The following is a 6308-nucleotide window of genomic DNA, read 5'->3' on the forward strand; positions in this document are numbered from 1 at the left end:
CAAATAGTCTCGTGCGATCGCCCGAGTTGCGGACAAAGCTACCCAAATAGTCAAGGATGGGTAGCTTTGTCCATAAATTAAGTTACAGTTTCAAACCCCTACAGCCTTGTCCCTACAGATCCGGCTGCCGAATGCCGAATACTGCTAGGTTTTTGGCTCAAACTTGTAACCTACTCCCCGGACGGTTTGAATCATTGAGATTTGGTTGGTATCTGGTTCAATTTTGCGGCGAATTTGACCGATATGGACATCCACCACGCGATCGGCTCCCACATACTCGTAGTCCCAGACTTCTTGCAGCAATTCCGATCGCCTCCATACGCGACCGGGTTTGCTTGCCAAACAGTACAGCAGGTCGAATTCTAAAGCCGTCAAAGCAACTATCTGACTGTCGAGAATTACCTCGCGCCGGACGGGATCTATTAGTAGCTCTCCAAAGGTCAGACTTTGTTGTTGAGCCGGAGTAACAAGGCGTTTGCGCTTCAAAATTGCTGCAACGCGAGCTCCAATCTCTACAAGACTAAAAGGTTTAGTAATGTAGTCGTCAGCGCCTTCGGCAAACCCTTTCATTTTGTCAGCTTCATCGGTTCGGCTGGTCAGCATCAACACAAACACGCCCGTCCGTTTTTGCATCTCTTGACAGAGTTTGTAGCCAGTAGTATCGGGTAAATTTACATCTAGAACTACTAAGTCAGGATTGAGTTGCTCAAATAATTCCAGACCAGTCTGACCGTCCGCGGCCGACTCAACTTGATAACCTTGCTGGCTCAAAAAACGGTGAATTAAATTTCGGATTGCCGGGTCGTCATCAACCACAAGGATTTTTACAGGGGCCATGACCACAACTTTGTTTGAAGAATTAGGCAAGAAGATTCAGCCATAATAATAGAAAACTGGATACAAATCTCGAAAAAATTGAGCTTTTATATAGTTGTAGCCATATTTATAGCCATACTTATAACCTACGTAAGATTTCAGGCAATAAATCTCCAGGTACTTTGGATAAGGCTAGATTTTGGCCTTGCAGCCCACATTCGCTATAGAAAGCTCTAATCGTTTTCACAATATAACTCAATGCAGTTTGCCGGGAATCGGCAGCTTGAGAGTTTGGCGGGGCTTGCAGGTTAAGTTTATCTCCATATGTTAACCCTTTGTCGTTGAGATGTTGTCCCCATTCGGCACACACTTGCAACTGGTGGTGCAGTGCTGCTTCTAGATGGCTGGTTTGGGCGGCTTTGTTGGTGGCGAAATCTTGGTCTGTGGCTAGTTGATAGTGGGCTAGTCCGAGATTGTTGCGGGCGGCCCAGGTGTCAAAGCTGAGTTGGGTTCGATCGAGCTTGCCGGCGATATCCAGTGCAGCTTCGTAGGCGGTAATCGCCTGCTGTAAAGATTCCGTCCGGGCCTGTTTCTGCTGGAACTGGTTCCCCAAATGCCAATAAGCGGTACCGAGATTGTTGTAGGTGGCTGCTGCTGCTGCGGGTACCAATTCTCGGGTGCGGTATTTCAAGGCTTCGCGGTAGGCATCAATCGCCCTGACTAACAAGAGTTCTGAGGGTTCGTGCTGGGCGAGGTTCCAGCAAGCGGTACCGAGGTTGTTTTGGACTCCGGCATAGTTGAGCGGTTCTCGATCGGGACTGTAACAGCAAAGGGCTTGGGTGTAAGCGGCGATCGCGCTTTTGAGATAGACGATCGGCTGACCATCTTGAGCTAAATTCCAGTATGCTGTCGCCAAATTATTCTGAGCCGCCGCGTACTGCTGGGGCTCCGCCGCCGGGTCTAAATCTAGTAGCGCTTGTTGGTAAGCTGCAACTGCTTGCTGCAAGTTCTCTGTCTTATCTTGATAGCGGGCTAAATCTGCCGAAGCGATGCCCAAATTTTTGTTTAATCTCACGCGGGTTTGGGGTGCGCTGTCGGCATCTGTGCGGTTCAAACCTTCAAGGTAGAGGGCGATGCTGCGTTCGAGGCAGGATACCGGATCGGCTGCGTTATGCTGCTGCGTGCGATCGCGCGACAGCATCCAGTAGAAAGTACCGAGATCGTTGATCAGATCGGAAATTGGCGGTAGGCTGTGGGACTCCTCGGCGTACTGAGTTAAGTTTTGTGTCAATTGGGAAATTAGCCGCGCGCATTCCTCGGTTAGTGGTTGATTTTCCTGGGAGTTGTCGTCGAGTTCCAGGTATGCAATCACTTGCTCGATCGCGCGAATGGCAATTGTCAGGTTTTGCGGGGAGGAATCTCCGCCCAGAATCCGATCGCGGTAGTAATTTCCCAAACTGTGATAAGCCAAAGCCAAAGCTTCGGAACAGCACTCATGTTCTTGCAGCAATGCAATATATTGCAGGGTTTGCAGCGGCAGAAAATTGTCTTCCGATGCGGGATTATCTTCTACTTCCAACTCCTGAGAAGCCGCTGCTAGCACCAAATCTGCCAGTTCGACGGATTTAGAATCTGTTGTGGCGGGTTCAGAATCGGGAATGGGAGATGGGGAATCGGGAATTGGGGATGGGGAATCGGGAATGGGGGATGGGGAATCGGGAATGGGGGATGGGGAATCGGGAATGGGGGATGGGGAATCGGGAATGGGGGATGGGGAATCGGGAATTGGGGATGGGGAATCGGGAATTGAGGATTCTTCAGAAGACTTTAAATATTTTAAAAGTTGGTCGCCATAGTCTCCGTTGTCCCGCAAGTTTCCGAAGTTTTCCGAGTGTCCGAAGTCTTCCGAGTGCCCGAAGTCGCCCTTAGCTGGAGTTGGTTCGCCTTCAAACTCAAATACTCCGGTGCGCCATTGCCAAAATTCCGGGGCCGATTGCTCGATCGAACTCAACCAAGGGCGCGACACCCACAGCAACAGAGTAGATTCGCACATTTGCAGGTTTGCTTCGATGTCTCTCAAATAGCTCAGGAACGACCACTGCACGGCTGGTGAGTGCCTGGTCAGGTGTTCGGCCCCGAGAATTTGAAATCCCGGCAAACGGCTGTAGCTGCCGCCGTTTCGGGGCAGTGGGTGTTGAGTCAGCCATGCGGCGATCGAGTCCCAAGGATTGGGCTCGCTCACGTCGAGTTCCAAACTGACAAATCGGGGATAGTCGATCGGGTAGGGACGAGAAATCGAGTCGGCGCCCTCGGCGGCTAATTCTGCCTGCAAGCGGGCCGCCAGACAGTCCCGCAAACACAGGTCGTCGCAGGCGGCAATAAAAATTTGACGGCGTAAGTTGAGGTCGATCGCCTGTTTCAAGCGTTGATAGATCTGCTTGTTCGAGCTAGAAACTTTTTGGGAAGGAATAGACATCACGGTCTGGCGATTTTAGATTTTAGATTTTAGATTTTAGATTTGGGAATGTAGATTTGGGAATGTAGATTGTAGATTTTAGATTTGGGATTGTAGAGTTGAAATCGCTCCTAACTCGCAACACCGACGAGTTCGGCAGTCAATCGCACCGTTGATGACCTGCATGATTGTAGATTTTCAATTAGCAATTTTTTTATATTTGTGACGATTCCGTCTGATTAATTGCAACGATCGCCCCTGAACCTGAACGCCGAAAGGAAAAAACCCTATTTCTGCTTGTCTTGTTTAGTCTTCCAGCTCGCTCGGCACGCTTCAGGACTGTTGCAACTATAGCGGATCAAGCTCTCATATTCGCGGACGTTGTTGGGAAGAGAGCCCTCTTGGTTTCAGTGGTTATATAACCTGTCAGTCATACCTCACCTTTTTGAGAAAGGCTATAGAAACATGGTTTGTTGAATGATTATTTAAAATAGCGATTTGAAGCAGCTTTGAGTGTCAGGTCAGTTTTTACACAGAAGCAGCCACAAACACCAAACCGGCTACTAACAGCGCGGCGGCAACACCCAGGATGATGTAGTTCCGTTGCTGGTTCTTGTTGGGAGGTACGGCGTCGTACATCTTCGGCTCTTTGGCAAAGTTGTTCAAGCGTCCGTCTTCTTCGGTAGTATAAGGCATTGGCAACAATCCTCAATATTTTTGATTGCCATCACTTTACCAAAAAACGCTATCAAATCGCCGCCCTTAAGTTCGGGAATTTATTTTGAGGTGACAGTACCTGTTTCGGGAGAAGAGGCGATCGCGTAATCTTTGACCGGCATTCTTCCTGCTAAGTACGCTAAACGTCCCGCTTCTGCGGCCATTCCCATTGCTTTGGCCATTGCCGGAGAATTCTGAGCATTGGCGATCGCGGAATTAATCAAAAGTGCATCAGCGCCCATTTCCATGGCTTGGGCCGCTTCGCTGGGAGTGCCGATCCCTGCATCCACCACCACAGGGATATTCACCGTGTCAATAATGATTTGAATATTGGCAGCATTATTGATCCCTTGCCCCGAACCGATGGGCGAACCTAAAGGCATGACAGTCGCACAACCGACTTCTTCTAGGCGTTTTGCTAGCAGCGGATCGGCATTGATGTAAGGCAAAACGGCAAAACCTTCTTTGACTAATTGCTCTGCGGCGTGCAAAGTGCCGATCGGATCGGGCAGCAAATATTTAGCATCCGGAATCACTTCTAACTTAACAAAATTATTATCTTCCTGCCCTAAAAGCTTCGCCATTTCCCTGCCCAAACGAGCCACTCTAACCGCCTCATCCGCCGTTTGACAACCGGCAGTATTCGGCAGCATCCAAATTTTAGTCCAATCAAGAGCCTCTGCCAATCCTTCATGACCGGGAGCATTTGTTTGCACTCGCCGCACAGCCACAGTCACAATTTCGCATCGACTAGCGTTGACACTTTGCTGCATTTCGGCAATGCTGCGATATTTTCCCGTCCCCGTCATCAAGCGAGAATGAAATGTTTTGCCGGCAATAATTAGAGGTTTATCAAAAGATGGAGTTGCTGTATCTACTGGATAGCCAAAAATACTATACTCAAGTGCCTCTTTCCATTGTTCTCTACCGCCCAACATCTCTTCCAGTTGCAAACCTTCTTTATTTGTCAGCTCATCACGAGTAACTGCATAAACAATTTGCCCAACTGTAATCAATTTCGCCTCTCGCGGCATATTATTTTTTAAGCCGGTTTGTATAACTTCTTCAAATTCATTAAAAACGTCTTCCATTTTCCCATTCCTCCCTAGTAATCTGTTGTACTTCTTCGCTGTTGAATACTAATATAATATTCTGGATAAGTTGTCTTTCGTCCGAATAAAAAGCTTTTCTGATGCCATCGTTTATCTTCCAAAATTCATAACTATCTCGGTTGATGTGAATAATAACGGCTGCTGCACCTTGATTCTTTGCCCTGCTGATTCCTTCTTGAAGTCGGTATCTGATGTTTTTAGTAGATTTTGTCAACTCCTTAAATTCGGAAATCTCACCGTCAATCTCAGCATCTGGCGTTCTGCTATACAAATCCTAGACAAGTCTAGACATTTGCTTCTTACTTCATCGGGAGCATGGGAGCGGTTATCCCTCCGTAAGCTTTCACGATGAAAGCCAAGCGCGATAAATTAATTGCTGCGTTCAAATCCCTGTCCATCGAATGACCACAACTTTCACAGTCGTAGGTTCTTTCTTTTAGGGGCATATCTTGAATATGTCCGCAGTTTGAACAGGTTTTACTCGAAGGGAACCAGCGGTCGGCAATGATTATTTCACAGCCAAACTTTTTAGCTTTGTATTCTAGCTGACGTTTGAATTCATAGAATCCACAGTCAGCGATAACTTGAGCTAGTTTGTGATTAGCTAGCATTCCCGAAACATTCAAATTTTCTACTACTATCGTTGCGTGGTTTTTGCCTAAGTAAGTAGTAATTTGATGGAGAGTATTTTTTCTGAGATTCGCTACCGCTTCATGATGTTTTGCTAACCTTTGTTTCGCCTTTAATCTATTGCTAGAGCCTTTAAGCTTTCGGGATAACTCCTTTGACAGCCTACGCAATTTACTGAGATGCGTTTTGTAATGCCTTGGGTTAGGGAAAACAACTCCCGTCGAAAGTGTTGCTAACTCTTTAACTCCTAGGTCAACACCCACGACATCGTGTTGCTTTACAGTTGATTCATGCTCCTGTTCGTAGGCAAAAGCAATAAACCAACTGTCGGCAGTTCGAGATATCGTGATTGACTTGCAGGTGGTATGAGGCAATCCTTCGTAGGTTTTTACCCAGCCGATGGTGGGCAACTTTATGGACGTACCACCTACCGGGATTGGTTTTCCACCTGCGTCTATCGTGAAGGAATCATGATGGCTCTTTTTCTTGAATTTGGGATATCCAGCTTTTTTTGAGAAAAATAAGGAGAAGGAATCACCAAGATTGTCGAAAGCATATTGAGTTATCTTCTGGCAAAT

At 47.4% G+C, this 6308-nt stretch carries 6 protein-coding genes; all 6 read right to left on the bottom strand.

Translation table 11 applies throughout. The features are described from left to right. Positions 1-144: 144 nt before the first annotated feature. Positions 145-837: a response regulator transcription factor gene (locus JGK11_RS32500; protein ID WP_293187139.1), complete on the bottom strand. Its 693-nt coding sequence runs from the start codon at positions 835-837 to the stop codon at positions 145-147. 118 nt (positions 838-955) lie between these two features. Next, a complete protein-coding gene (locus JGK11_RS32505; RefSeq protein ID WP_293214476.1) occupies positions 956-3292 on the bottom strand; it encodes a tetratricopeptide repeat protein in 2337 nt (778 codons plus the stop codon). 507 nt (positions 3293-3799) lie between these two features. Beyond that, a complete protein-coding gene (locus JGK11_RS32510) occupies positions 3800-3967 on the bottom strand; it encodes a ssl1498 family light-harvesting-like protein (protein ID WP_293187141.1) in 168 nt (55 codons plus the stop codon). 80 nt (positions 3968-4047) lie between these two features. Continuing rightward, complete coding sequence (locus JGK11_RS32515; RefSeq protein WP_293194001.1) at positions 4048-5079, bottom strand: thiazole synthase; 1032 nt, start codon at positions 5077-5079, stop codon at positions 4048-4050. Further along, a complete protein-coding gene (locus tag JGK11_RS32520) occupies positions 5063-5371 on the bottom strand; it encodes a hypothetical protein (protein ID WP_293187143.1) in 309 nt (102 codons plus the stop codon). Before JGK11_RS32520 ends, JGK11_RS32515 begins: the two co-directional genes overlap by 17 nt. A gap of 28 nt (positions 5372-5399) precedes the next feature. After that, positions 5400-6308: RNA-guided endonuclease TnpB family protein (locus tag JGK11_RS32525; RefSeq protein ID WP_293214478.1), on the bottom strand; the 909-nt coding region annotated here is incomplete at its 5' end.

It is taken from the genome of Microcoleus sp. PH2017_34_RAT_O_A (assembly GCF_020737885.1).
Classification (GTDB): Bacteria; Cyanobacteriota; Cyanobacteriia; order Cyanobacteriales; family Microcoleaceae; genus Microcoleus.